This is a genomic window from Haloferula sargassicola (assembly GCF_040362925.1).
Classification (GTDB): domain Bacteria; phylum Verrucomicrobiota; class Verrucomicrobiia; order Verrucomicrobiales; family Akkermansiaceae; genus Haloferula; species Haloferula sargassicola.
Genome location: NZ_BAABRI010000003.1, coordinates 131,255 through 152,838, shown reverse-complemented (window position 1 = coordinate 152,838; position 21,584 = coordinate 131,255). Strand labels below are relative to the sequence as shown.

The window sequence follows — 21,584 nt, the reverse complement described above, 5'->3', positions numbered from 1 at the left end:
GGCCCGGCAGCTACGATGCCCGGGGAATCCGCTCACTCAAGCTCGACCTGATAGAAGGCCTTGCCCGCAGGGGCCGCCGCGTCGGAGTAGCTGGTGGAGGCCCCGCCCGTGGCCGCCAGCACGCCGGTCGCGATGTCCGTCCAGGTGCTCAGGTTCGCCGAGCGGCGGATGGTGAAGGTCACGCCTTCCTTGCTGGGCCATTGGAGGCTGAAACCGCCGGCCGGGCCGTTGGTGTCCGTCACCGCGATGGCGAAGCGCGAGGCCGCATCGTCCGGGATCAGGCCCAGTCGGAACTCGGTCAGGTTGTCGGTGCCGTCGCCGTCGAAGTCCTCGGCCGGGCCGCCGTTCGTCGCGCTGGTGCCGCCGAAGTAGGCGGTTTCCCAGGCGTCGTCCAAGCCGTCGCCATCGCCATCCGAGCTGCTGCCCAGCGGGTTGGCGAGGTTCCGGGCGGTGGGATCGACGTAGAGGTTGTCGATGAGGACCGAGCCGGTGTCGAACTCGAGGAACAGCAGCTGGATCAGCGCATTCGCCGCCGTGCCGTTGCGGAAGGTGCAGGTCTGACCGGCGGTGATCTCGACTTGTCCGGTCTGGCCGGCCGGGCTCTCGACGAACACCCGGGTGATGTCGTTCTGATTGTCCGCCACCAGCCAGAGGTTGTACCAGGCACCTTGCACGAAGTCGTAGCCGGAGTCGTAGTTGGTCGCGCCGTTGCGCACGGTCAGATTGCCACTGATCATGCCGGTCTGCGCCTCGTGGTCGCCCGTTCCGGTTCCCGTGGTGTCGCTGAAGCTGAGGGAATGATCGATCAGCTGCGGATCGGCGTCCTCGATGTAGACCTGCATGAACAGGGTGCCGGTGTTGCCATGGAGCACCTGCAGCCCGCTGGCGGTCAGCGAGCGCCGCATCGCACCATTCACCCAGTGGCCGGACCGGTCGGCACCCGCCGGATTGGCGACCACCACGTTGGCGGCATCGACGGACCAGCCATTGATGCCGTTGAAAGTCTGCCCGGGCGTCATCCCGGGGCCGTCGAAATCCTCGAGCAAGGCAAAGCCCGTCGGCTGGCTTGGGACGCTCGCGGCGTTCTTCGGATCGCTGCCGTGGTCGATCTCATACTTGTCGCCGAACAGGTCGCCGTCGGAGTCCGCCAGCAGTGGATCGGTCAGGTAGGTGTTGACCTCCTGCCCGTCGGTCAGGCCGTCGTCATCCGAGTCCGGGTCCAGCGGATTGGTGCCCGCCGTTTCCTCCTCGTCATCGTCCAGCCCGTCGGCGTCGGTGTCCGCCAGCGTCGGGTTGGTGCCGGCGAGGAACTCGGCGTAGTTGTCGCGATTGTCCGCGTCACCATCGTCCAGATCGGTTGGGGAAAGATTACCCGCCCCGAAGTAGCGGAACTCCCAGCCGTCCGGCAGGCCGTCATTATCGACATCCGGCATCAACAGCGGATCGGTCGGATCCGAGCTGCCGAGCGCGTCGCCCGTTTCCTCATACTCGTTGTCGCAGAGGTCGCCATCCGGATCATCGGTGCCGCTCTGGAAAAGGTTGCGGAAATAGACCAGCTCGAAGAATTCGTCGTCGAGGCCGTCGCCATCCACGTCGGCCGGCACGGAGTCGATGTCGTTCGGGCTGCTTTCCGCGGCCAGCTCCACCTCGTCGTTGGCGCCATCGCCGTCGCTGTCCGCCCCCACGGTGGCAGTGGTCAGGTTGCCGAAGTAGGCCATTTCCCAGGCATCCGGGAAGCCATCCGGCTCCGAATCGCTGCGATCCATGCTGTCGGGGCCGAGGATCTGGAACAGCTCGCGTTCGGTTTCCGTCAGCTCGCCCGCCCAGATGCGCACCTCGTCCCAGGACGCGCTGGCGGTGTTGTCGCCCCACATCGAGCGTCCGAGGTAGGCGACGGCGTCCTGAAGGTCGGTCAGGTCGGCTCCGGTTTCGAACTGCCCCTTGGCCGCGAACAGCGGATGACCCGCCACCGCCGGCGAGGCATACCATTTCACCACCGCTCCCGAAGCCGTGCCCGCGTAGTAGGCGGGCGTGACGGACAGGACCACGTGGTACGGCACATCCAGTAGATACGGCGCGTTCGAGCCGTCGCTCTGCTGCTCGCCGTTCCACAGCACGCGATCGCTGTTCGCATCGGTGCCGAAACTCCACGACATCGAAAACGCCTGGTTGCCGGCCGGCGCGCCGTTGTCCGTGCCGAAGGCGACGATGCGGCTCCAGTTCTGCACCGCATGCGGTGTGGCCCACAGCTCGATGGTCACCGGAGAGATGCGATCCGCCTGCAGCCCGCTGAGCAGGTTGTTGCCGAGCAGCACGTAGTGGCTTTCCGCCTTCACCCCGCCTCCCAGGGTCACGCTGGCCGAATCCTGGGTGAAGCCGCCACCGGTGGCGGCATTGGCATCGGGATCGATCGCCTGCGCATCCGAGCCGCCCACGGAGTCCGCGAGGCTGCCGCTGAAGCTCCACCGATGGCGCAGCACCGCCTTGGTGGCGGACCAGGCCGGGTCGTTCGGGTCGGAGCCGGCATCGTGCTCCTCAAGGTTGGTACTGCCGTCGCTGTCGTCGTCGGCACCGGCATCGCTCACCCCGTTGGCGGCTTCCCAGGCGTCGCTCATGCCATCGCCGTCGGCATCCGGCCAATCGCTCGCGTCATCCGGTGCGGTCCCGGCGCTTTCCTCGGCCTCGTTGGTCGCGAAATCACGATCCGGGTCGCCGTTTCCATCCTGCACGAGGTCGGAGGCGTCCACGATGCCGTCGTTGTTGCCGAAATACTGGTCCTCCCAGAGGTCGTCGAGGCCGTCGCCATCGCTGTCGGCCGGGACCGAGCCCGCATCGGTCGGGTCGGATCCCCCGCTGACCTCCTGGGCGTTGGTATAGGTGTCGCTGTCCCAGTCGGCCCCGCCGGTGGTGACCAGCAGCTCGGCCGCATCGGGATTGCCATCGTTGTTTCCCCAGTAACGGTCTTCGGCGAAGTCGCTGAGGCCGTCGCTGTCGGCGTCCCGGTCCTTCAGCGACAGGATCACGTTGTCGATCTTGTGGCCGCCATCGCCGGTCACTCCGATGCCGAGCTTGCGGCCAATCAGCGGACTGCCGGTGACGGCGGTGTAAACGAGCGAGTTCGGCACCGTGGCACTCGGCAGCGCCGAGGCCTTGGTGATGCCGGTGTTGGTGACGCCGCCGAAGCCGTCATCGACAAGCAGCGTGAGCGACGAGTTGCCGGTATCGTCCTGGGTGTGGAACCAGGTCACCTCGATCACGTCGTTCAGCTGCACGACGTAGGAGGTCATGTTTTTGGTCGCGTCGTTGGTGAGATCCTCGAACTCGGCGACGTTCAGGCCGAAGCCATTGTGGTCCGGCTGAGCGGGCCGCAAGCCGCCGGTGTTGGCGGTCGTGTTCAGCCAATCGGTCCAGCTGTCCACGTTGTGGGTCGCGTTGTCCCAGCCGAGGTCGTTGTAGGTTTCACCCAGGGTGCCGGGCACACCATTGACGGATTCGAAGCCGCCGTTGCGCAGGCCCGGCGCGATGATCGCCGCCTTGGCGGGAAGCGAGGCAGCGTCATTCGGATTGCTTCCGAAGGCCAGCTCGGAGGCATCCGTTTCCTCATCGAAATCGGAGTCCTGCTGGTTCGGGTCGGTCGCCGCCCCACCAAACCCGGCATTCAGGCTGCCGGAGATCTCCTCCCCGTCGGTGAGCCCGTCGCCGTCGGTATCGGCGAGCAGCGGAACGGTCGGCTCGTTGAAAAAGTCCACGTTGAGGTCTCCGCTGATCTCGTCGCCATCGTTCAAGCCGTCGTCATCCGTGTCCGAGTCGGTCGGGTCGGTGCCTTCGAGGAATTCATCGTAGTCGGTCAGCCCGTCCGGCCCGCCGTTGGCGTCCGCATCGGCGGTGCCGTCATGCGAGAGGTCGCCGAAATACTGGACCTCCCAGGTGTCCGTCATCCCGTCGCCGTCGGTATCCGCGGCCGTCGAGTAAAAGTCCGTGGGATCCGAGCCCGCGAGGAACTCCTGCAGGTTGGTCGAGCCGTCGCCATCGAAGTCATCGCCGGGCAGCACGTCGGCCAAGGCTGCATAGGCATCGCCGCTGTCGAAGTCGATGATCACCTGCTCGAAGGCGTCGTCGAGGCCGTCACCGTCGGAGTCGTTGTCGATCACCGCCAGCACCCCGCTGGCCTCGGAAAACTGGTAGTTCACGCCGTTGGCCTCCTTCGACCAGATGCGCGATCCCGCCGTACCGCTGGCGGTGAACCCCTGCACGGTGAAGGTCTCCCCGAAAGTCCGGGTGGTCACGGTGACCAGCGGCCACGAGCTGCCGGCGGTCGCGGCCGCGCCGCTGAGATCGATCACGAAATCCCCGTTGAGTACGATACTTCCCGTACCAACGATCTGGTTGCTGTCGCCGGACGCGCCGGCCACGAAATGGAACACCGCATCATCGGCCAGCGTCGCCAGGCTGTTCGCCGCGTTGAGATCGAGGTCGCCGGTGAAGGTGCTGGCGCTGCTGCTGAAGGTCACCATCCGCGCCGCCTCGCCGCTGCCGTTTGCGAGGACCACGATCCGCGAGGTTCCGGCGATCGGAGCCGCGACGTTGAACCCGCCCTGAGCGGCGAACCCCGCCCCGTTGGCACCGACCGAGATGTTGCCGGCGAGCGTGAAGGAATCCCCGCTGCCTTGCCCGTGGCGGACCTGGCCTCCGTTCACGATCAGGTTCGGCACCGTGATCACGGCCGTGGTGCCGGTGCCCTTCCACATCAGTGCCTCATTGGCAGCGGCGGCGAAGGTTCCCGGGCCGGTGATGGTCAGGGAAGCGCCGGCGAAAGTATACGAATTGCCGTCCGCCGGCGTCCGCAACAGGAAGCCGCCGTTGAAGTATTGGTTGGCTGCCGTCGGGGCCGCCCCGTTGTTCCACTGGCCCGCCGCATTGAAGGAGGTGCTGCCGAAGCCGTCGCCGGCGTTCATCGTAACGTCGGCCGCCTGCGACCGCACCGCGAAGACCAGCAGCGGCAGGGCCGCCGGAAAGAGCAAGGATTTCGTCATGGGGTTGGATCTGGGTTTTCAGGAAAACAAAACGTCACCGCCAAGAGCGGCACAGTGAACGATTCTTACAGGTTCCCATCGCATCCACCGCGCCCCTCCCTCAAGGGCTTTCCTCCAAACTCCACCAAAAGGGGGGGCGATCCCGCCGGCCCCGGCATCCCGCGCGAAATGCCATCGACGCCGCCCGCGCCCCCTCTACCCTCCACCGCATGAAATGGACGAAGCTCGTCGTCGCCGCCTGCCTCACCCTGCCCGTCGGAGCCGCCCCGCCGCCCGCGCGCGACCTCCCCGCGGTGAACCTGGAAGGCATCGCCGATTGGTCGGCCGTGCTGCCTTTCGCCGATGCCATCAAGTCCGCCCGCCACTTCGGCAGCGCCCACCAGCCGTGGGATGAATCCGCCCCGGTCGATGCCGCGGGCTGGCCGACCGGCCAAGGCGACCTCGGCCTCGTCGTCTTCGCCGACCAGCACGGGATCGATGGCCGCTACCCGTTGTCCTTTTCCGGAAACGGCAGCGTCGAGGCCATGCCCGGCTCCATCCGGGTGGCCGGTCCCGACCACCAGGGCGGCACCACCACCGCCACGCTCACCATCCCGCCCTCGGAAGAACCGCAGTCGCTGTTCCTCAAGTTCACCGGCCTCGGCCAGCGGGGCCTCGGGAACCTCAAGCTGATGCGCCCCGTGAAGGCCGCCGGCTCGTTCGACCAGCGGTTCATCGACCTCGTCAAAAACTTCTCCGCCGTCCGCTTCATGGACTGGGCACACACCAACGGCTCGGCCGTGAGCGATTGGAAATCCCGCTCGAAGCCCGGCAGCATGCGCTTCTCCGGCAAGCTCGGCGTGCCGCTCGAAGTGCAGGTCGAACTCGCCAACCGCGCCGGGGTCGATGCCTGGTTCTGCGTCCCGCACCTCGCCACCGACGACACCGTCCGCCGCATGGCCGTCCTGATCCGCGACTCGCTCGATCCCGCCCGCCACGTGTATGTGGAGTTCTCCAACGAATGCTGGAACGGCATGTTCGAGCAGGCACGCTGGTGCCTCGAACAAGGCCGCAAAGCCGCCTTGTCCGACAACGATTTCCAGGCACAGCTCCGCTTTTACTCGCAGCGCACCGTCGCCGTCTGCCGCATCTGGCAGGAGGTCTTTGCCGAAAAAAACCAGCAGGCCCGGTTGACCCGCATCATGGCCAGCCAGTCGGCCAACCCGTGGGTTTCCGAGCAGGTGCTCACCTGGCAGGATGCCTACAAGGACGTGGATGCGCTGGCCATCGCCCCCTACTTCGGCGGCGAATTCGGCAGCCCCGAGACCGCGGACACGATCCGCCGGTTGGAACCGAAACAACTCATCGCCCGCCTGCGAGACGAGTCGCTGGCCAAGTCGGTGCCCAAGATGATCACCAAACAAGCCGCCTTGGCCCGCAAGTTCGAGCTCGCCCTGCTCGGCTACGAAGGCGGCCAACACCTCGCCGGTCACGGCGGCGCGGAAAACGACGACGCCCTCACCCGACTCTTCATCCAAACCAACCGCGAGCCCGGCATGAAGGCACTCTACGAGGAATACCGCCGCATCTGGGACCGCGCCGTCGCCGATCCCCGCCGCGAAAAACTCTTCTGGTTCAGCCTTTCCTCCCGGCCATCGAAATGGGGCTCATGGGGCCTCATCGAATCGCTCCCGCCGGACTCGCCCAAATGGACGGCCGTGACCGGCCAAGAACCTACGACAACTCCCGTAGCAGATCCCGGCCGCTGATTTCCGACAGCAGCTCCAGTTCGCCGCGCAGAACCTGCCAGGCGGGCTCGCCGCCGGCGCGGGGAAGGCCGCAGGGCGTGCAGGAACCGAAGCCGGGGTAGCCGGGCTTTCCCGCAGGATCGTCGCCGGAGCGGGCGAGGGTGAGGACGGGTCGCCCGCCGCGCTCGCGGGGCCGCAGCAGGAGCGGATGCATCCAGCAGGAAACCGGTTTCCAGAACCACGGGTGGCGGCCCTCATCCATGGCTAGACGCTGCAGGACGCAGCGGTGTTCGGCATCGAGAAACACGCAGCGGGTCCGCGGGAAGTGGCCGGGAAAACCGTCGGCCAGCTCCGAGTCGGCGGCCTGCAGGGTGGCGGTGCGGTTTTCTTCGAGGAAACGATCATGGTCCCAACCGTAACGGCGGAGGTGATCGCGGCGGGCCCCGACGACCTCGCGGATGCCGGCCATCTGCTCGGCCTCCAGGATGGCGCCATCGTGACAACAGGTCGCGCGGCAAGTGGCCAGCTCACAGACTTTCAGCGGCAGCTCGAACGCCTCGTGGTCGAGCGCCGCCTCACGGATCTGGCGCGCGAGTTCGCGCTCGATGCCGGGGTAGGCAGTCATCCTTTTTCCTCCGGCCGTTGGAAGTTCCGCAGCGCGGTCGGCGAGCTGAGGGCGGCCAAATCGCAGGAAAGATAGGCCAGCAGGTCGGATCCGATCCCTACCTCTTCAACGAACGCCGCACCCATGATTCTCAACCGCACGCCGGTGAGCATGGGAGACGACCGCGCCGGACGTAAAGCGAACTTGGACTGCGGCGATGAATCGCGGGCGCTTCGTTGTCGGCACGATGGCGCTCCCGCCGGCGATGGCTGAATCATCCTGACCGACCATGATCATTCCCGCCCGGTGGATGGCGCCAGCTCATGGTCCGGGGAGATGCCCATGAACCGCGGCCAGAAAACGGTCATGTGGCCCTGGGTCAGCAGGTGGCGCTGACGCTGTTGATCCGCCGGTGTCCCTGTAAGCTCGATTCGCAAGGGAACGCGCTTGGCGAGAAACATGTCTCGTTCTTCGGAGCCGCCATAGGTGGTTCTTACCCTGAATCGCTCACCGGATTCCGGATCCTGGATGATGGCATAAAGCACGAACTCGAAGGGTATTCTCCTCGCCTCAAATCCCTGAAAGATCCAGTTGTCCAGATCTCCGTGAACGATGGTTAGCTTCAGATATTCTTTACCTTCATCCGTCGAAGCCATGGGCCCGATCTCAAGAATTCCCCCTGTGGGAAACGGCAACCGCCCACCACGGGATAGATCCACTTCCCCCAGCTTCTCAAAGCGGCGCGCCGAGCACCTGACTCGCCACGTCTTCTCCAAATAATCCTCGGGAGCCTCCAAGGTTCGCTGCTCCCCGTTCGGCGCCCGCACCTGTAGCGAGGCCCCGGGTGCGATGAAACACGCGGTCGCATGCTCGTCCTCGTCACCCACCCATGGAGAGGTCGGGAAAGACTGCGGGGCCAGCTGCTTCACGTCCCACCAGGGATCATCAGGTTCGTGCTCTGCTGCTCGGGTGGCAGGGTCCCTGAACAGCACTTCCGTCCAACCGAAGGGATCGCCATCCAAATCCTCAGGAACCACGCTGAGATAGACGCGATCATCCGGGACGAACACGGAGGTGATCGCCCCCACCGATCCGCGTTCAAGTCCCTCCACTTGCAGGAGGTCATGCACGGGAATCCGGTTTTCATCTCCACGATTCTCGTAGGGCAGGCGGGTGATCCGTATCTTTTCCAAAATGGGCACCGCCGATTGATACAAGCTCACCTGAACGGGCCAATACATTCCATAGATCCAAATCCATGGGATCAATGCTCCCAGCCACAGGGTGAAGGCGATGCCCGCCATGAGCATGGGATTCAGGAGTTCGGGGTGCTGCGGAAGCTGCGGGCGAGGGCGACGAAGATCTCGCGCAGGGTCATGGGTCGGATGTCGGTGCGGATCAGGCCGGGAAACGCGGCCTCAAGCTCGGGTCGGCTACGACTTTCGTCGTAGTTCGTGTGAACCAGCTTCGCCGACCGGCCCTCGGTGCGGAGGTTCAGCCAGCCGGCCGGGGTTTCCGCGGGAGCGGCGATCTCGTCCATGGCCACCAACTCGACCCGGCGGAAGCGCGCCTGGAGCGAGCCGACGTCCTCCTGCAGGTCGACCCGGCCGCCGTTGAGAATCGCCACGCGGTCGGCGAAACGTTCCACCTCCTCGATGTCGTGCGAGGAGATCCACACGGTCCAGCCCTCCGTTTCCGTGAGCTCCAGCAGGCTGGTCAGGAACTCGTCGCGCACCAGCGGATCGAGCCCGCTGAAAGGTTCGTCGAGCACCACCAGCTGCGGCCGGTAGGCCAGCGACGACACCAGCGCCGCCTTCATCCGCTGGCCGCGGGAAAGCGAACGCAGCGGGGTTTTCAACGGCAGTTCGAGCTCGCGCAAGAGCCGCTTTTCGAAATCGCGATCCCAGAGCCCGCCATACATCGGCCGCAGGTGGGCGAGCAGCTTGGGCACGGTCAGCCACTCGGGCATGAGCTGGTTTTCGGACACGTAGCCGATCCGCCGCCACTGCTCGGATGCTAGTTGGGCGGCATCGACGCCCATCACCTCGATCTCGCCCCCGTCGCGCGGGAGCAGGTTCATCGTGCATTTGATGGTGGTGGTTTTCCCCGCGCCGTTCGGGCCGAGGAAGGCGGTCACCTTGCCCTCCGGCACGTCGAGGTCCACGCCGCGCAGCGCATCGGTGCGGCGGAAATGTTTCTTCAGTCCACGGATGGTGATCATGGAGGGTCAGGGTTCGGGATCGGAAAGCCGGCGCAGCAGGGCCTCGACCTCGCCGGCCGTCAGGTGGAGCGCGCGGGCTTCGTCGAGAAAGCGGCGGGCGGCCGGTTCGAGCATCTCCAGGCGCTTGGCGACCGGCGGCAGCTGCGGGGCCTGGACGACCATGCCCACGCCCGGTCGGCTGATCAGGAAACCGAGGTCCTTCAGCTCCTGGACGACCTTGAAAGCGGTGGTCGGGGAAATCTTCAACTCCTGCGCCAACGCGCGGACCGAGGGAAACAGGTCGCCCGCGCGCAGCTCGCCATTCGCCAGCGCTCGGTGCGCCGCCCTCACGATCTGATCGGAGACCGGTTCGCCATCGCGGAGCTGGAAAAGGAAGGGCAGCATCAGGGCTTCATGAACTTGCGTCCTTGGTGTTACAGTATTCGTGTAACACCGTCCACATAATTCTTTCCAGTCGGGAGAGGATGGCTTTCAGGCCGGTGAGAGCGGGGGCTTTGAAGCGCCTCCGGGAGACGGCATGGAGACCGCTGCCCGCTCTCCCCGCCGCCCGATCACTTCCTTTTCAGCACCACCACGAAGCCTCCGCCGGGCTGCATGGTGATCGGCATGGAGTCGCCCGCTTGAAGATCGGGCTTGGAGATTTCAAGCTTCGTTTGATCGCCGCGTTGGTCCTGATAGACCACCGAGGTCCAGCCCCCTTTGGCGAGGAAACCGAGGCCCAGCTGGTAGTCGCGGACTTCGTCGGTGCCGTTGATGCCGGCCACCCACCAGTCGTCGCCGTCGCGCCGGGCGACCACCGCCATTTCGCCAATCTTGCTTTGCGGCAGCACCCGATACTCGTCCCAGACGACGGGCTTGGTGCGGATGAACTGCAGCACTTCCGGCGGCTGGGCATGATAAGTGTCCGCGCTTTCGTACCAGTGGCAGATCGGCGAATTCAGCGCCACCGAGACCGCCAGCTGCGATCCGGCCGTGGTGTTTCCCAACGGGTCCGCACGGAGAGCGCCGGGCGTGTAGTCGGCCGGCCCGGTGACGAGCCGGGTGAACGGCAACGCCGCGAGGTGACGCCGCTCGACGCTGCCGCGCTGCTCGCCGCCGAAGATGCCCTCGCGGGTCATCAGATTCGGCCAGGTCCGCTCCTCGCCGGCCGGCTTGTTGGCGCCATGGAAGTTCACCAGCACGTGATGCTTCGCCGCCAGCTCCAGGCACGAGTGATAGAACTCCAGCCGCTCGTGGCTCTCGCTGTCCATGAAGTCCAGCTTCACTCCCGCCGCGCCGGCCTTGGCCACGTTTTCGAAAAACTCCTTCCTCGCCTCCTCGTCGCGGATCTTTTCCCAGTGCTCCCACACCATGATTTTGACGCCCTTCGTGGCGGCATGGTCGCAGACTTCCTTCAGGCTGTCCCACTCGTCGCCGCCGTTGCGGTGCCAGCCCGACCTCGGGTCGCGCCAGGGATCATCGATCGTGAAATACCGGCAGTCGAGGTCCGCGGCGTCATCGACGAAGCCCATGATCTTGTCCCACTTCGCGGAATCCCACAGCCCGAAACCCCACGTCCAGAACGCCCGCCCCGGCTGGATCCACGCGGCGGCGCGTCCTTCGGGAAACAGCTTCTCATCCGGCGCCGGACAGAGGTTGTAGACAATGCTCTGGTTGACCAGACCGGTCAGGCTGTCCGCCAAAATCACGACCCTCCACGGGCTCACGATCTCGCCCGACATCTCCCAGCCGTCCCGGTCGTCTTCGAAAATCCCGCACAGCGCCTTGCCCTCGGGGCCGAGCGACATGCCGCTGTAGCCCATCGTTTGCGCCTCGGTGATGCAGGCGAACCCGCCCTTCGGCAGCTCCACGGTCACCGGCATGGCGAGCGGCCGTCCCGCGGTGTCCGCGGTGGCCATGAAGGGCTCGAAGTTCGCCTCGTAGTTGGCGGTATTATGGTGACTCCAGTACTTCGCGCCCTCCGGCAGGACGAAGGCCGTCGCCTCGCCCTGGACCGTTCGTTTTCCCGATCCGGGAATGACATAGCGCCAGGCGATCCCGTCATCGTAGGCGCGCACGTCCAGCGTCCATGACTTGCCATCCGTCCGGCAGTGGAAACGACGGCCCGCGGCGTGATTCGTGAGTTGCCGGACGTTGCCGAACCACGGGTAGGTTCCGTCGATCTCGTAGTCCTCCGATCCGGTGATCCGCGCCGCCGCTCCGTAGTCGAGGCCATCCACGGTGATCCCGAGCGGCATCGGCTCCATGCCATCGATCACCACGAACAGCCGTCCGGCGGACTCGGCCACCGCGCATTTCCGCTTTCCTCCGGGACTTTCGAGCGCCGGCCGGGCCTCCATTTTCCCATCGGCCACCGGCACCTCGCGCTTCCACCACTGGCCGGCCGCGGGCTCCGCGCCGTCGGTGAGAATGACGGCCTCGGCCCAGTCCGCATGGTCGTAGTTCCTGCCGTCACCCGCATCCGTCACCTTCAGCAGCACGCTTTTCGCCCCCGTCAGATCCGCTTCGACCTCTTTGGGCCGGTCGCCGGTCTTCATCACGCCGCTGTCGAAAACCACCTTTCCGTCCGCCAGCACCTGGAAGACCATCGAGCCCTGCTCGTCCGCGCCATCATCGGCGCCCACCATGGCCCGGAACGAGGCCCGACCTCCGTCGAGCCGAAAACCGATCTCGCTCGGTGCGTGGGCCCCGATCCCGTGTTCGAACTTCTGGCCGCCGATCGTGAGCGGCTTCTCGCTCACCGCCCGGTTCTTCTGGATCCAGCCGAAGCCGGTGGTCGCGTCGCCCAGGTCCAGCTCATCGAGCCGGTAAGACTCGGCAGCGTGGAGATGGGGCGACAGCACGGAGGCAATGAGGAGCGCGCGGAGCAAGGACATGTTGCCCCCCATACGGCGCTTCGGCACCGAAACCTTCGCCCGGATCATTTCATCCGCCGTTCATCATCCCTTCATCGCCTCCATCCAGGCTCCCGCGTCACGATGAAACGCCTCCGCCGCTGGCTTCAACGGATCGCCTTCACCTCCTCGCTGCTCGCCCTCGCCGCCCTGAGCACCATCGGCTGGCTCGGCTCCGGGCACCTCGTCGAGCCGAAGCGCCGGGCCTTGCAGGACTATCACCTTGAGCGCCTCGAACATCCCGCCGCTTTCGGCCTGAAAATCACCGCCTACACCGGCCCGGAAAAGACACCCTGCCTCCTGGTCGAGCCCGAACCCGGCGGCCGCGGCTGGCGGGCGCGTGATCTCCGCAAGTCGCTCAAACGCCCGCCCCCCTGGGGCGAGATCCTCGGCACGGTGGTCATGCTCAACGGCCACGGCGGCCGCAAGGAGGACCACCTGCCGAGCTGCGAACGCTTCACCGCCGCCGGCTTCCGCTGCCTGGTTCCCGACCTGCCCGGCCATGGTGACCATCCCGCGCCGCACGCCACCTTCGGCAAGGACGAGTGCGAGCTGATCGAGGCGCTGGTCGATGACCTGCCCGGCCGGTTTTCCCTGAAACCCCAGCCCGTTTTCCTCTATGGCGTCTCGCAGGGCGGCGCGATCGCCCTCCAGACCGCGGCCCGCTCGCCGCAGCGTTGGGCGGGCGTGATCAGCGCCGCCGCCTTCGCCTCGCTGGAGCGGACGGTCGAACGCTCGGCGGCCGAGCTGGCCCCGAAATACGCCGGCCTCGCCCCGGTGGCCGCCTTTTCCGTGGGCTGCGGCTCGTGGCTCCGCGCCGGCTACGCTCCGTGGCAGATCCGACCGGCGAAGGCTGCGGAAAAACTCACCATGCCGGTGATGATCATCCACGGGGAAAACGACCGCTTCATCCCGTTCGCCGATGCCCGTGAGATCTTCGACAGGATCCCCGCGGAAACCAAGATCCTGCGGCCGGTCGTCGATGGCACCCACGGCCGCGTGCTCGCCACCGATGCCGGACATCTCTATCCCGAGATGTGCCGTTTCCTGCTCGATGCCGTGAGATAGGTGGTGCTACTTCCGCCCCTTCATCAGGCCGATGCCGCCGGCCACGATCATCACGATGCCGGCGATGGAAAAGAAGGCCACGATCAGCGTCAGGGTCGTGGCAGAGACCTCCTTGCCGAACAGGAGGAGGACCTCCGACCCGCCGTCCATGGCGGGAGCGGCCTTGGCCTTGATGACGAAGGCGCCGATCAACACGGCGATCCCCAGAATGATGCGGCTGATGGCGGACATGATGGAGAATGAAGTATCCCTCCGTCCGTCCGGAGTCAATCAAGGCGTCGGCGGGCCAAGGTCGGCGGACGCGAGACGGTGAGGAGGATTTCGCCGAGCCGGCCCGCCCCGATTGGTCGAGATCGCGGCCGCCTACTTGTTTTATCTCTGCTCCAACCATCCCTTCGTGGATGGGAACAAGCGGGTCGCGCTCGCAACGTGTCTGGTCTTTCTCAACACCAACGGTTTCAAGGTGACCCAGGACTCTTCTGCTTGGGAAGCCTTCGTCCTCGACGTCGCCGCCTCGAAGCTCGACCGCCATGCGACCACCGGGCGGCTCCGGAACCTCCTGCGCGGCTGACCCGATCAGTGCCCGGCCAGCCTTTCCGCCATGCGGGGAAAAAGCAGCCAGTGCAAAGGCAGCACCGAGAACCAGTAGAGCCGTCCGAGCAGCCCCTGCGGCCGGAAGGTGGCGGTCTGTTCCAGCCGCTCCTCGCCGACGCGGAACTCCAGCCACGCCTCGCCGGGGACTTTCATTTCCGCGTAAAGCATCAGCCGCCCCGACTCGCGGTCGGCCACCAGCACACGCCAGAAGTCGATCGAGTCGCCTGGCCGCAGGTCATACGGCGAGCGCCGCCCGCGCCGCAGCCCGATGCCGCCGATCGCGCGATCCATGGCGCCGCGCAGCTTCCACGCCCAGTTCATCGAGGGCCACCCGCGCTCGCCGCCGAGCGCCCAGACCGAGTCGATGACCCACGAGCGCGGCATTTTCAGCTCGGCGCTCTGCGAGTCGCGGAACACGCCATGCTCGGGCATCTTGACGGCATCGATGAAGCGCGCGTCGAGCTTGCCGGACTGGAGCGAATCGAGCCAGCGCGAGGGCACGCGGTTCTGGGCGATCCGGGCCAGCGCCCTCCCGACCGCCTCGCGGTAGCTGAGCAGATCGGCGGGCAAGACCTCGCGGATGGCCACGTCCTGGCACACGGTCGGATGGCGCAGCGAATCGACCAGCGCCCGCGCCAGCGGAAAAGGCGTGGAGGTCACGAGATAGAGCCACCATGACGAGAGCTTCGGGCTGAGCACCGGCACGGGCACGAACCAGCGTCGCAGGCCGCGGACTTCGGCATATCTCGCCAGCAGCTCGCGATAGGTCATCACCTCCGGACCGCCGATGTCGTAGGTTTTCCCGGCCGTCTCCGGCTTTCCCAGCACGCCGGTGAGATAGTCGATCACGTCGCGGATTGCGATCGGCTGGCACTTCGTATGGACCCACTTCGGGCAGACCATGACCGGCAGCTTCTCGGCGAGATCGCGGATGATCTCGAACGAGGCCGAGCCGGAGCCGACGATGATCGACGCCCGCAGCACGGTCACCCCGGCCTTGCCGCGGCGCAGGATTTTCTCCGTTTCGAGCCGTGACGAGAGATGCGGAGAAAGGCCGTCGTCGGAGTCGGTCAGGCCGCTGAGATACACCACGCGCTGGCAGCCGGTGGCGTCGAGCTTGGAAACGAAGTGCTCCGCGATGCGGCGTTCTTTTTCAGCGAAGTCACCGCCGCCGGTCATCGAGTGCAGCAGGTAGAACGCCGCCTCGGTGTCGGGCGGAAAGTCCGGCAGCGAATCGGCTTGGAGCAGGTCGCCCTCGATCACGTCCAGCCGCGCGGCGGCCTTCGAGAACTCGTTTTCTGGGAACCGGCGGCGATCGCGCACCAGCACCGTGACGTGGTGCCCGGCCTCGAGCAGCGCCGGCAGCAGCCGCAGCCCGATGTATCCCGTCGCCCCTGTCAGCAAGATCCGCACGGGCCTAACATGCCACCCTTTCGCCATCCGGCCAGCAGCGATCGGGCTCGACGTGCCGGGCGGGCTGTGGAGCATCGGCGGCATGAGTTTCCCCACGCTGATTCCCGGACTCCGCGGCCCTTCGGAAAAGGTGGCCGGCCTGGTTTACTTCGGCCGCATGGTCGACAAGGTCCGCCTCGCGGCTGAAGGCAAACTGCCCGAGGCCTGGGAGGCATCCCGCGGCACCGCCTATCCGAACGCCTTCGACAACCGCTGCTGCCGTTTCCTCGGCATCGACTACGCCGCGTTCGAAAAGCGCGTGCGGGAGGGTGGCCGCGACGAGGACCTGCTGGAGTGGGCTTTCGAGCACGGCCGCCGACCGGGCGACGAAGAAATCGAGATCTGGAACGCCTTCATGACCAAGCTCGGCTGGCGCGACGTTTATACCGAGCGCGTCGACATCCGGCTGGGCGAGATCGGCCTGCCGGCGGGCACGGTCGCGACCATGTTCGAGTTCATCGATCTCGACGAAGGCCGTCTCCCCTTGCCGACCGCCTGATCCCCTGCATCTTCCGACATCCGGCCGGGCCGTCCTTTCCCGCCCGGACTTCCGCCTTGTCCGCACCCGGCCGGTGCCCTAATCCCCGTCCCACATGGATCCCGCCCAAGCGATGCACCCCTACGAGAAGCTCCCGCTTTTCGGCACAGGTCTGGTTCTCGGATTGTTCCTCATCGGTCTCCACCTCGTGATGCTGCTCAAGGCGCAGCCGGTTCAGGGTTTCCTGAAAAAATTCCCCCGCAACCAGCAGCTCGGGCAGGTCCTGATGGGCGTCGGGCTGATCTGGTTCTGGCTGCTCGTCGCCAAGCCCGGTCGCGGACCGCTGCACTACCTGGCCATGGATCTGGGCGACCAGTTCAACGCCACCAAGCCGCTCCTGCGTATCCTGGTGCCGGTCCTGATCGTCGCCCTCGGCATCGCCATCAAGGAATTCCTCGCCGTCCGCGCCCTCGGCCTGCTCGGCCTGATGGCCGCCGCGCCCCTGCTCGAATCCGCCTTTCTCAAGGACCCGCAGAGCCGGCTTCTCATCCCGCTCTGGACCTACGCGCTGATCATCGCCTCGCTCTACTGGGTGGGCATGCCTTATCTCTTCCGCGATCTCGTCAGCTGGGCGACCGCCAGGCAGGCCCGCTGGAAGGCGCTCAGCGTCGTCGGCCTCGCCTACGGGGCCGCCATCGTCCTCTGCGCGCTGCTATTCTGGCGCGGCTACTGATGAAACGCGGGCTCCCAGCCGCGATCCTCATCCTTCCGCTGGCCGCGGAGACGGCCGATCTCCCGCCCACCCTCGTCCTCGCCGATCGGCGGGACGTCTCCCCCGCCGCCGAGTGGTCGGCGGAAACGATCGCCGAATTCGCCCCGCGGACCCTCGACGAGCTGCTCGCGACCGACCCGTCCTTTTCCACCTACCGCGGCCAGTCCGGCCTGCTTTCCCACCCGACCTCGGCCGGCGTCAGCCTGCGCAACACAGGCGCCACCGCCGCCTCGCGCACGCTCGTTTTGCGCGATGGCATCCCGCAGAACGACCCCTTCGGCGGCTGGGTCGAGTGGGCCCGCTTCGATCCCTGGTCGCTGGAAAGCGCCGCCCTCGTCCCCGCCGCCCGCTCGGCTGCCTGGGGAAACCTGAGCCCGGCTGGCAGCATCCAGCTCACCCGTCGAGACCTCGATGCCAACCGCGCCCTGCTCCGCCTCACCGCCGGGTCTCACGGCACCTACGGCGGCTCGCTCTCGGCCGATCTCGTCAACGACGACGCCACTCTCGGCATCGGCTTCCACGCCTTCGGCCTGCACAGCGATGGCTTCCAGGTCCTGCCCGAGTGGCAGCGCGGGCCCATCGACCAACGGCTGGCGCTCGACCTCTCAGGCGCCGACCTGCGCGCCGTCTGGCGGCCCGACGGCTGGCTCACCGTCGAGCCCGCGTTTTCCTACTACGAGGAACGCCGTAACAACGGCACCCCGCTCGCCTTCAACCGCACCGAGGCCGTCGACGCCTCGCTGCGGATCACCTCCGACGACGCCGGCCTCTCCTGGCAGCTGCTCGGCTACTACCAACGTCGTAGGTTCGGCTCCACCTTCACCTCGGTCGACGCCACCCGCTCCGCGGAAACGATCGCCCTCAACCAATTCGACGTGCCCGGCGAGGGCGTCGGCGGCGCCTTCACGATACGCAAGGAGGTCGGCGACACCTTCGACTTCACCCTCGGCACCGACCTCCGCCTGCTGCGCGGCGAAACGAACGAAGACGTCGGCACCTTCCGCCGCCGTCTGGCCGGCGGATCGCAGTCGCTCGCCGGCCTGTTCGGCACCGCAAGCTGGGAACCTGCTCCCACCACGCGCCTCGATGGCTCCCTGCGGCTCGACCACTGGTCGCTCGGCGATGCCAAGCGGATCGAGCGCTCGCTTTCCTCCGGCGCCCTGCTCCTCTCCGACTACCCGACGAACCGCGATGCCTGGGAGCCCTCCGCCGCGTTGTCCATCGCGCACGACCTCACCGACAGCCTGCGGGCCGACCTTTCCCTCTCGACCAGCTTCAGGCTGCCCACGCTCAACGAACTCCACCGCCCCTACCGCGTCCGCAACGACCTCACCGAGGCCAACCCGGCGCTCGACCCCGAGCGATTTTACAGCATCGAGGGCGGGATCGAGTGGACGCCCGTCTCCTGCCTGACCCTCGGCGCGACCGCGTTTCACCACTGGATCCACGACGCCATCGCCAACGTGCCGGTCACCGATCCGGCCGCGATCGCCGCGATCTTCGGCACGCTCCCGCCCGGGGGCACCGGCGCGCAGCGGCAGAATGTCGATGAAGCCCGCGTCTACGGCCTCCAAACCTCCGCCGCCTGGTCGCCGGACGATTGCTGGACGCTCCGCCTCGATGCGCTGTGGTCGGAAACCGAGTTCTCCTCCTCCAAGCGCCAGCCGCTGCTGGAAGGCCGGCCGTTTCCGCTGGCTCCCGAGCTGCGGGCGATCGGCCAGCTCGAGTTCCGCCCCAGCGAGCGGTGGAGCTTTTTCACCGGCCTCGAATACGGTGCCTCACGCTTCGATGACGAACTCGGCCAACGCGAGCTGCCGAGCTACACGACCGTCCGCCTCGGTGCGAGCTGGCGCGCCAGCGACCGCCTCACGCTCCACGGGCGGATCGAGAACCTCTTCGACGAAGACATCCCCACCGCCCTCGCCGGCAACGGCCTCCGCTCCTACGGCCAGCCCCGCGCCTTCTGGCTGACCGCCGAGTGGGCGTTCTGATCGAGGTTGCAGAAAGAAACCCGTCCGCTAGGTGTATCGGACATCCGATGAAACGCCTGCTCCCCATTGCCGCCCTCACGCTCGCCGCTTCCGCCGAGGACGCACCGGACTACTCGAAGATGAAGGCGGACCAACTGTTCGAGACGCTGTGCTCGAGCTGCCACGGCAAGGATCTCAACAGCGGTCTCGGCGGTTCGCTCGTCGATGGCCAGTGGAAACACGGCGCCACCGATGCCGAGATCCGGAAGAGCATTTCAGAAGGCAACTTGCAGCTCGGCATGACGCCGTTCAAGACCGTGCTCAACGACGACCAGATCCGCATGCTGGTCATCTACATCCGCGAGAAGGAAAAGGACGCGCTCGCTAAGGGCATCGAGTATCCGAAACCCGAGCCCGGCAAGATCACCCACACCGACCACGAGGACTACAAGATCGAAATGGTCGTCGAGGACGGTCTCGACATCCCGTGGGCCATCGGTTTCCTACCGGATGGCCGCAAGCTCGTCACCGAGCGCCCCGGGCGGCTGCGCGTCATCGGCACCGACGGCAAGCTGGATCCCGAGCCGATCCAAGGCACGCCCGCGGTGATCCACCACGGCCAGGGCGGCTTGATGGAGGTCGCCATCCATCCCGACTACGAGCACAACGGCTGGATCTACCTCGGTTTCGCCGACGGCTGGCGCACCGAGGACGACAAACCGCGCACGATCACCAAATACGTCCGCGGCCGCATCAAGGACCACCAATGGGTCGACGAGGAAGAGATCTGGAAGGCCGACAAGGAGTTCTACACCGACCAGGGCGTCCACTTCGGCACCCGCCTGGTGTTCGACCAGGGCTACATCTACTTCGTCATCGGCGAGCGCTACGGCTGGAAGCAGGCGCAGGACGTGAAGCGGCCGAACGGCAAAATCTACCGGCTGTTCGAGGATGGCCGCGTGCCTGACGACAATCCTTTTGTCGATACCGAGGGCGCCATCCCGGGCATCTGGACCTACGGCCACCGCAACCCGCAGGGCCTCGCCCTCGACCCGCGCGATGGATCGCTGTGGGAAACCGAGCACGGTCCCCGCGGCGGCGACGAGCTGAACGTGATCGAGCGCGGCAAGAACTACGGCTGGCCGATCATCACTTACGGCATGAACTACGACGGCACCCCGATCACCGGCGAGACCGAGAAGGAGGGAATGGAGCAGCCCGTCATCTACTGGCAACCTAGTATTGCCGCCTGCGGTCTGGATTTCTACACCGGCGACCAGTTTCCGGAGTGGAAAAACGACCTCTTCGCTGGCGCGCTCGCCCAGCAGGAGGTCCGCCGCCTGCGGATCGTCGACCACCAGGTCACCGAGCAGGAGATCGTCCTGAAAAACATCGGCCGCGTCCGCGACGTCGCCAGCGGTCCGGACGGCTACCTCTACATCATCCTCAACGACCCCCACCGCGTCATCCGGCTGGTCCCGGCCAAGTGATCAGTCGGTGCTGATGCCCTCCTTTTCGGCGAAAGCCTTGGCGGCTTCCTCATCCTCGCCTCTCCACTGCTGGTAGAGCTCCCGCGCCGATTCCTGGCGGAGGTCGCCCTCAGCCAGGGTGTCCACCCATTTGGCGGCGGCAGCCGGGTCATACGGGGCCACCGCCTGCACATAGCCGGCCACGGCCTGGGGCTTGGTCGGTCCGTCGTCAGCCTCGGCCAACCACTCGCCGGCGGCGCGGTAGTCGTTGCGGGTCCATTGCTGCATCAGATCCTTCACCTTACCCTCTCCCTCCTTGCCGCATGCCGTGTCAATCCACTCGATCCATCGGCCGGTTTCCTTTCCGGTCTGCCAGTATTGGAGGCCTTGGGAAACCGAGTCCCTCTCCTGATCATTCAAGTTTGCCCCCTCCATCCATGTTCTTGCAGCCTCGAATCCGGCCTGGCTCAGGTCGGCCCCGAGCGATGCCAGGGCGTTTCTTTGAAGCTCTTTATCTCCGTTTTCGCGCAAGACCGCGAGAAGACGCGACCGCTGTTCCGGAGTCTTGGCCGCCTCAGCCAATGAGTGCCCGATTTCCCCGCCCATCTTTAATTTCCGTGCGATCTCAATCGCCAACTTCGGATCCTGAATGGCGGCTCCGGTCACCACCGCCCGACGGGTATCGTTGTTGATCAGGTCGCCATGCTTGTCGGCATTATCCTCGATCCACTTCAGCGCCGCCTGCGGATCTTCGGTGGCCCAGGAGGACAGGGCCATCGACAGGGCGTGTTTTTCCATTTGTCCGAGTTCCACCAGGTCGCCCGACTCGGTGAGCAGCTCCAGGGCGGTGCGCGGCTGCTGCTGGGAAAGCATCATCACGGACATCATCACCAGCTGCTGACGTTGTTGATCGGTCAAATCCGGTGACTCCCGTACTTCCTCGATCAGGATCTTGAAGTCGGAGCCGCTCAGGTCGAGCAGCCGCTGGAAGACCGAGAGCATGCGCTTCTTCATGCCCTCGTCCGGCTCTCCGCCTTTCTGCGCCTCTTCCATATCCCGGGCGAAGGCGATCAACTCCCGGCTGAACTGCCGTACTTCCTCGCGGTGGTCGTCGCGCTCGGCGATCTTGGCGGCCCGCTCCGCGGCTCCAGCGTCGCCGTCTATCGAGATTCCAGCGGCAGCGGCCTCGGCCTCGACGCGGGTCAGGATTTCGCGGGCCTTTCGATACTCCACTTGCTTGCGCCAGCCGGCCGTGAGGCCGACGCCGAGGATGATCACGGTGATGATGAGGGACCCCTTCAT

At 66.1% G+C, this 21,584-nt stretch carries 17 protein-coding genes and 1 pseudogene; 8 read left to right on the top strand and 10 right to left on the bottom strand.

Annotated elements, in window-relative coordinates; genetic code table 11:
- Positions 1–32 precede the first annotated feature (32 nt).
- Positions 33–5,033 carry a hypothetical protein gene (locus ABXH26_RS03400; RefSeq protein ID WP_353565628.1) on the bottom strand — a complete coding sequence of 1,667 codons (5,001 nt, stop codon included), beginning with the start codon at positions 5,031–5,033 and terminating at the stop codon, positions 33–35.
- Between the two features lie 209 nt (positions 5,034–5,242).
- Between ABXH26_RS03400 and ABXH26_RS03395 the strand changes: the two genes are divergently transcribed.
- Positions 5,243–6,781, top strand: a complete 1,539-nt coding sequence (locus ABXH26_RS03395; protein WP_353565627.1) for a hypothetical protein — start codon at positions 5,243–5,245, stop codon at positions 6,779–6,781.
- Here ABXH26_RS03395 and ABXH26_RS03390 read toward each other — a convergent pair.
- The 6 genes from ABXH26_RS03390 to ABXH26_RS03365 all read right to left on the bottom strand — a co-directional run bounded on the left by ABXH26_RS03390 (position 6,747) and on the right by ABXH26_RS03365 (position 12,461).
- The gene (locus ABXH26_RS03390; protein WP_353565626.1) at positions 6,747–7,385 is read right to left on the bottom strand and encodes a DUF3109 family protein; all 639 of its coding nucleotides are present in this window, start codon (positions 7,383–7,385) and stop codon (positions 6,747–6,749) included. The genes ABXH26_RS03395 and ABXH26_RS03390 overlap by 35 nt on opposite strands.
- The gene (locus ABXH26_RS03385) at positions 7,382–7,510 is read right to left on the bottom strand and encodes a hypothetical protein (RefSeq protein WP_353565625.1); all 129 of its coding nucleotides are present in this window, start codon (positions 7,508–7,510) and stop codon (positions 7,382–7,384) included. The genes ABXH26_RS03390 and ABXH26_RS03385 overlap by 4 nt, the downstream gene beginning before the upstream one ends.
- Positions 7,511–7,657: 147 nt before the next feature.
- Complete coding sequence (locus tag ABXH26_RS03380) at positions 7,658–8,668, bottom strand: hypothetical protein (protein WP_353565624.1); 1,011 nt, start codon at positions 8,666–8,668, stop codon at positions 7,658–7,660.
- A gap of 11 nt (positions 8,669–8,679) precedes the next feature.
- On the bottom strand, positions 8,680–9,585 hold the full coding sequence (locus tag ABXH26_RS03375) for an ABC transporter ATP-binding protein (RefSeq protein ID WP_353565623.1): 906 nt from the start codon (positions 9,583–9,585) through the stop codon (positions 8,680–8,682).
- 6 nt (positions 9,586–9,591) lie between these two features.
- The gene (locus tag ABXH26_RS03370; RefSeq protein ID WP_353565622.1) at positions 9,592–9,969 is read right to left on the bottom strand and encodes a GntR family transcriptional regulator; all 378 of its coding nucleotides are present in this window, start codon (positions 9,967–9,969) and stop codon (positions 9,592–9,594) included.
- Positions 9,970–10,136: 167 nt separating this feature from the next.
- Positions 10,137–12,461, bottom strand: coding sequence for an NPCBM/NEW2 domain-containing protein (locus tag ABXH26_RS03365; protein ID WP_353565621.1), 2,325 nt, complete (start codon positions 12,459–12,461; stop codon positions 10,137–10,139).
- A 102-nt stretch (positions 12,462–12,563) separates the two neighbouring features.
- Here ABXH26_RS03365 and ABXH26_RS03360 point away from each other — a divergent pair, with 102 nt between their 5' ends.
- Positions 12,564–13,547 (top strand): alpha/beta hydrolase family protein, encoded by a 984-nt coding sequence (locus ABXH26_RS03360; RefSeq protein ID WP_353565620.1) that lies wholly within the window; start codon positions 12,564–12,566, stop codon positions 13,545–13,547.
- A 6-nt stretch (positions 13,548–13,553) separates the two neighbouring features.
- Here the strand turns inward: ABXH26_RS03360 and ABXH26_RS03355 are convergent, their stop codons facing one another.
- Positions 13,554–13,778, bottom strand: coding sequence for a hypothetical protein (locus tag ABXH26_RS03355; protein ID WP_353565619.1), 225 nt, complete (start codon positions 13,776–13,778; stop codon positions 13,554–13,556).
- 112 nt (positions 13,779–13,890) lie between these two features.
- Here ABXH26_RS03355 and ABXH26_RS20585 point away from each other — a divergent pair.
- Positions 13,891–13,944, top strand: a pseudogene (locus tag ABXH26_RS20585) (hypothetical protein); the annotation flags it as partial.
- On the top strand, positions 13,945–14,118 hold the full coding sequence (locus tag ABXH26_RS03350) for a hypothetical protein (protein ID WP_434783418.1): 174 nt from the start codon (positions 13,945–13,947) through the stop codon (positions 14,116–14,118).
- A gap of 5 nt (positions 14,119–14,123) precedes the next feature.
- Here the strand turns inward: ABXH26_RS03350 and ABXH26_RS03345 are convergent, their stop codons facing one another.
- Complete coding sequence (locus tag ABXH26_RS03345; RefSeq protein WP_353565617.1) at positions 14,124–15,554, bottom strand: SDR family oxidoreductase; 1,431 nt, start codon at positions 15,552–15,554, stop codon at positions 14,124–14,126.
- An 82-nt stretch (positions 15,555–15,636) separates the two neighbouring features.
- Between ABXH26_RS03345 and ABXH26_RS03340 the strand changes: the two genes are divergently transcribed.
- The 4 genes from ABXH26_RS03340 (at position 15,637) to ABXH26_RS03325 (ending at position 20,303) form a co-directional block, all read left to right on the top strand.
- A complete protein-coding gene (locus ABXH26_RS03340; protein ID WP_353565616.1) occupies positions 15,637–16,092 on the top strand; it encodes a DUF5069 domain-containing protein in 456 nt (151 codons plus the stop codon).
- 94 nt (positions 16,093–16,186) lie between these two features.
- A complete protein-coding gene (locus ABXH26_RS03335; protein WP_353565615.1) occupies positions 16,187–16,804 on the top strand; it encodes a hypothetical protein in 618 nt (205 codons plus the stop codon).
- Positions 16,804–18,834, top strand: a complete 2,031-nt coding sequence (locus ABXH26_RS03330) for a TonB-dependent receptor (protein WP_353565614.1) — start codon at positions 16,804–16,806, stop codon at positions 18,832–18,834. The genes ABXH26_RS03335 and ABXH26_RS03330 overlap by 1 nt, the downstream gene beginning before the upstream one ends.
- Before the next feature lie 47 nt (positions 18,835–18,881).
- A complete protein-coding gene (locus tag ABXH26_RS03325; RefSeq protein WP_353565613.1) occupies positions 18,882–20,303 on the top strand; it encodes a PQQ-dependent sugar dehydrogenase in 1,422 nt (473 codons plus the stop codon).
- Here ABXH26_RS03325 and ABXH26_RS03320 read toward each other — a convergent pair whose 3' ends face one another.
- On the bottom strand, positions 20,304–21,584 hold the full coding sequence (locus tag ABXH26_RS03320; RefSeq protein ID WP_353565612.1) for a hypothetical protein: 1,281 nt from the start codon (positions 21,582–21,584) through the stop codon (positions 20,304–20,306).

Bases quoted from the DNA above. Each gene is read 5' to 3' on its own strand.
- ABXH26_RS03400 (WP_353565628.1), bottom strand. From the start codon at position 5,033: ATGACGAAATCCTTGCTCTTTCCGGCGGCCCTGCCGCTGCTGGTCTTC.
- ABXH26_RS03385 (WP_353565625.1), bottom strand. From the start codon at position 7,510: ATGGGTGCGGCGTTCGTTGAAGAGGTAGGGATCGGATCCGACCTGCTG.
- ABXH26_RS03320 (WP_353565612.1), bottom strand. From the start codon at position 21,584: ATGAAGGGGTCCCTCATCATCACCGTGATCATCCTCGGCGTCGGCCTC.
- ABXH26_RS03390 (WP_353565626.1), bottom strand. From the start codon at position 7,385: ATGACTGCCTACCCCGGCATCGAGCGCGAACTCGCGCGCCAGATCCGT.
- ABXH26_RS03355 (WP_353565619.1), bottom strand. From the start codon at position 13,778: ATGTCCGCCATCAGCCGCATCATTCTGGGGATCGCCGTGTTGATCGGC.
- ABXH26_RS03370 (WP_353565622.1), bottom strand. From the start codon at position 9,969: ATGCTGCCCTTCCTTTTCCAGCTCCGCGATGGCGAACCGGTCTCCGAT.
- ABXH26_RS03340 (WP_353565616.1), top strand. From the start codon at position 15,637: ATGAGTTTCCCCACGCTGATTCCCGGACTCCGCGGCCCTTCGGAAAAG.
- ABXH26_RS03365 (WP_353565621.1), bottom strand. From the start codon at position 12,461: ATGTCCTTGCTCCGCGCGCTCCTCATTGCCTCCGTGCTGTCGCCCCAT.
- ABXH26_RS03375 (WP_353565623.1), bottom strand. From the start codon at position 9,585: ATGATCACCATCCGTGGACTGAAGAAACATTTCCGCCGCACCGATGCG.
- ABXH26_RS03330 (WP_353565614.1), top strand. From the start codon at position 16,804: ATGAAACGCGGGCTCCCAGCCGCGATCCTCATCCTTCCGCTGGCCGCG.
- ABXH26_RS03395 (WP_353565627.1), top strand. From the start codon at position 5,243: ATGAAATGGACGAAGCTCGTCGTCGCCGCCTGCCTCACCCTGCCCGTC.
- ABXH26_RS03360 (WP_353565620.1), top strand. From the start codon at position 12,564: ATGAAACGCCTCCGCCGCTGGCTTCAACGGATCGCCTTCACCTCCTCG.
- ABXH26_RS03380 (WP_353565624.1), bottom strand. From the start codon at position 8,668: ATGGCGGGCATCGCCTTCACCCTGTGGCTGGGAGCATTGATCCCATGG.
- ABXH26_RS03325 (WP_353565613.1), top strand. From the start codon at position 18,882: ATGAAACGCCTGCTCCCCATTGCCGCCCTCACGCTCGCCGCTTCCGCC.
- ABXH26_RS03335 (WP_353565615.1), top strand. From the start codon at position 16,187: ATGGATCCCGCCCAAGCGATGCACCCCTACGAGAAGCTCCCGCTTTTC.